This is a genomic window from Halomicroarcula saliterrae (assembly GCF_031624395.1).
Classification (GTDB): Archaea; Halobacteriota; Halobacteria; order Halobacteriales; family Haloarculaceae; genus Haloarcula; species Haloarcula saliterrae.
In genome coordinates this window covers 1-1,649 of record NZ_JAMQON010000012.1, presented here as the reverse complement: position 1 = coordinate 1,649, position 1,649 = coordinate 1, and the positions used below count along the sequence as shown (strand labels likewise).

Sequence of the window (1,649 nt, the reverse complement as noted above, 5' to 3'; positions counted from 1 at the left end):
TCCCCTCCCATCGGATATGATGCGAAGGTCGCCCCGGGCAGCGTGCTCGGGTCGACGGCCTGCTGACGCCCTCTGGGTGTCGGCGGGTGTTCGCTTAGAGCGCACGGCCGTCTTCCGACGGCTTCCGCTCGCACCATGAGGATTCCACCCCTGCGGTCCGCCGTCAAGATGGAATCTGATGTGAGCCCACGGACCCATGCAGTAGTTAACATCGATATAGGAATCGATGTGTGATACTGACAGCTGTAGCGTACAGCAGACAGTGTTAGCTTCCGACGGAGTGCAACCACTTCCGCCGCTGATGTATATCAGCACATTCCGGTTGATCCTGCCGGAGGCCATTGCTATCGGAGTCCGATTTAGCCATGCTAGTCGCACGAACTCAGATTCGTGGCATATAGCTCAGTAACACGTGGCCAAACTACCCTACAGACCGCGATAACCTCGGGAAACTGAGGCCAATAGCGGATACAGCTCTCACGCTGGAGTGCCGAGAGCTGGAAACGTTCCGGCGCTGTAGGATGTGGCTGCGGCCGATTAGGTAGATGGTGGGGTAACGGCCCACCATGCCCATAATCGGTACAGGTTGTGACAGCAAGAGCCTGGAGACGGTATCTGAGACAAGATACCGGGCCCTACGGGGCGCAGCAGGCGCGAAACCTTTACACTGCACGAGAGTGCGATAGGGGGACTCCGAGTGCGAGGGCATATAGTCCTCGCTTTTCTGAACCGTAAGGTGGTTCAGGAACAAGTGCTGGGCAAGACCGGTGCCAGCCGCCGCGGTAATACCGGCAGCACGAGTGATGGCCGATATTATTGGGCCTAAAGCGTCCGTAGCTTGCTGTGTAAGTCCATTGGGAAATCGACGCGCTCAACGCGTCGGCGTCCGGTGGAAACTGCAGAGCTTGGGGCCGAGAGACTCGACGGGTACGTCCGGGGTAGGAGTGAAATCCTGTAATCCTGGACGGACCACCAATGGGGAAACCACGTCGAGAGACCGGACCCGACAGTGAGGGACGAAAGCCAGGGTCTCGAACCGGATTAGATACCCGGGTAGTCCTGGCTGTAAACGATGCTCGCTAGGTATGTCACGCGCCATGAGCGCCTGATGTGCCGTAGTGAAGACGATAAGCGAGCCGCCTGGGAAGTACGTCCGCAAGGATGAAACTTAAAGGAATTGGCGGGGGAGCACCACAACCGGAGGAGCCTGCGGTTTAATTGGACTCAACGCCGGACATCTCACCGGTCCCGACAACAGTAACGACGGTCAGGTTGACGACTTTACCCGAGCTGTTGAGAGGAGGTGCATGGCCGCCGTCAGCTCGTACCGTGAGGCGTCCTGTTAAGTCAGGCAACGAGCGAGACCCACACTTCTAGTTGCCAGCAACACCCCTGTGGTGGTTGGGTACACTAGGAGGACTGCCATTGCTAAAATGGAGGAAGGAATGGGCAACGGTAGGTCAGTATGCCCCGAATGGACCGGGCAACACGCGGGCTACAATGGCTGTGACAGAGGGATGCAACGCCGAGAGGCGAAGCTAATCTCTAAACGCAGTCGTAGTTCGGATTGCGGGCTGAAACTCGCCCGCATGAAGCTGGATTCGGTAGTAATCGCGTGTCATAAGCGCGCGGTGAATACGTCCCTGCTC

1 rRNA gene is annotated in these 1,649 nt (G+C 57.9%); it reads left to right on the top strand.

The annotated features are described in order from the left end of the window. Nucleotides 1–315 precede the first annotated feature (315 nt). Nucleotides 316–1,649 (top strand): 16S ribosomal RNA (locus NDI56_RS21650); the annotation flags it as partial.